Here is a 1,684-nt window from a genome sequence, read left to right as displayed (position 1 = left end):
TGAAATACACCTTGCGCACCGGCGTGAGGTTTTCCCAGGTACCCTTGAAGCCCGCCGCCACCACGAAGGAATCCCCCGGGCCGAAGATCTTCGCCACGCCCTCGGCGTCGGTCAGGCGCACCTGGCCGTCGAGGATGTGGCACAGCTCGTCGTAGTCGCATTCGCAGCGCTCCAGGTGCACGCCGGCCTCCCAGATGCCGGCGATGGCGCTCTTCTGTTCATTGGCGAAGTGCCGCCAGCTGCGGCTCTGGTAGGGCGCGTCGACGATGGCCGGGTCGTTGATCTCGCGTTCCTGGGGGGCGAGCGCCGGGTTGGCGAAGTCGATGACGTGGCGGGGCAGGGCAGTGGGCATGGAGGTCTCCGGTCAGGAATCGAAACCGATGCCGAAGGCATCGAAGGTCTTGAGCAACAGGTCGCGGTGGCCGTCGCGGTCCTCGCGGGCGAGGGAGCGCTGGGCCAGTTTCACGCCGACGAAGCGCAGCGGCTCGGGCGGGAAGCGGAAGGGTTTCTGCGAGGTCATGCGCAGGGCGGTGCGTTCGGTGCGTTCGCCGGCCAGCTGGTCGAGCATGTTCTGCGCGGCGAAGCGGCTGGCCGACACGCCCTGGCCGGTGAAGCCCAGGGCGTAGGCGACGCGCCCGCCGACCTCGCAGCCGGTGAACAGGGTGGTGCGCGCCGAGGTGTCGATGACCCCGCCCCAGGCGTGGCTGAAGGACACCCCGCCGAGGACCGGGAAGGTTTCCTGGAACTGCTCGGCGAGGCGCTCGAAGCTGGCCGGGCGCTGGGTCAGGGCCTCGTCGCGGCGGCCGCCGAAGTGGTAGATGGCGTCGTAGCCGCCCCAGAGGATGCGGTTGTCGGCGGTCTTGCGCAGGTAGTGGAACTGGTTGCCGGCGTCGGCGATGCCGTAGCGCCCGCGCCAGCCGATGGCGGCCAGTTGCACGTCGCTCAGCGGCTCGGTGACCAGCGCGTAGTCGTACACCGGGATCACGCTGGAGGCCAGGTGGCCGAGCAGCGGCGCGGCGATGTTGGTGGCCAGGGCGACCTGCCCGGCTTCCACCTCGCCGGCGGCGGTGCGCAGGATCAGCCGTTCGCCGCGCTGGTGCAGCTCGCGCACCGGGGTGTCCTCGAACAGCGCCACGCCCTGTTCCAGGCACACGCGGCGCAGCTCGGCGACCATCTTCGCCGGGTTGAGCAGGGCGTAGTTGGGCTCGAACAGGCCGGCGACGTATTGCCGCGAATCCAGGCGGCCGGCCAGCTCGGCACCTTCCAGCCATTCGCAGTCGATGCCGAAACGGGCATAGTTGCGCTGCATCGCGCGCAGGCCTTCGACCTGCCACGGCTGGCTGGCGAGGTTCAGCTTGCCTTCGCGCTCGAACTCCACCTGCATGCCGAAGCGGGTCAGGTCGGCGGCCAGCTCGTCGAGGTTCTGCCGGCCCAGGCGCACCAGTTGCTCGGCCTCCTCGGGCCAGCGCTTGAGGGCGTTGGATACGCCGTGGGAAATGCTCGGCGCGCAGAAGCCGCCGTTGCGCCCGCTGGCCTCGCCGCCGCAGCGCCGCGCCTCCAGCACCGCGACGCTGGCGCCCGGCCAGCGCTGGGTGGCGAGCAGGGCGGTCCACAGCCCGGTGAAGCCGCCGCCGACCACCACCAGGTCGAAGCGCTGCTGGCCGGCCAGGGGCGCGGCGGGCGC

General features: G+C 71.0%; 2 protein-coding genes. Both read right to left on the bottom strand.

All coding sequences use genetic code 11. The annotated features are described in order from the left end of the window. On the bottom strand, positions 1-352 hold a 352-nt coding region (locus P3W75_RS19535; protein WP_276228958.1), incomplete at its 3' end, for a cupin domain-containing protein. 12 nt (positions 353-364) lie between these two features. Further along, positions 365-1,684, bottom strand: a 1,320-nt coding sequence (locus P3W75_RS19530; RefSeq protein WP_276228957.1) for an NAD(P)/FAD-dependent oxidoreductase, incomplete at its 5' end; no start/stop codon positions are given.

Source organism: Pseudomonas citronellolis (assembly GCF_029335315.1).
GTDB classification, from domain to species: Bacteria; Pseudomonadota; Gammaproteobacteria; order Pseudomonadales; family Pseudomonadaceae; genus Pseudomonas; species Pseudomonas citronellolis_A.
The sequence above is the reverse complement of the archived record's forward strand: the minus strand, read 5'-3'. Positions and strand labels throughout refer to the sequence as shown.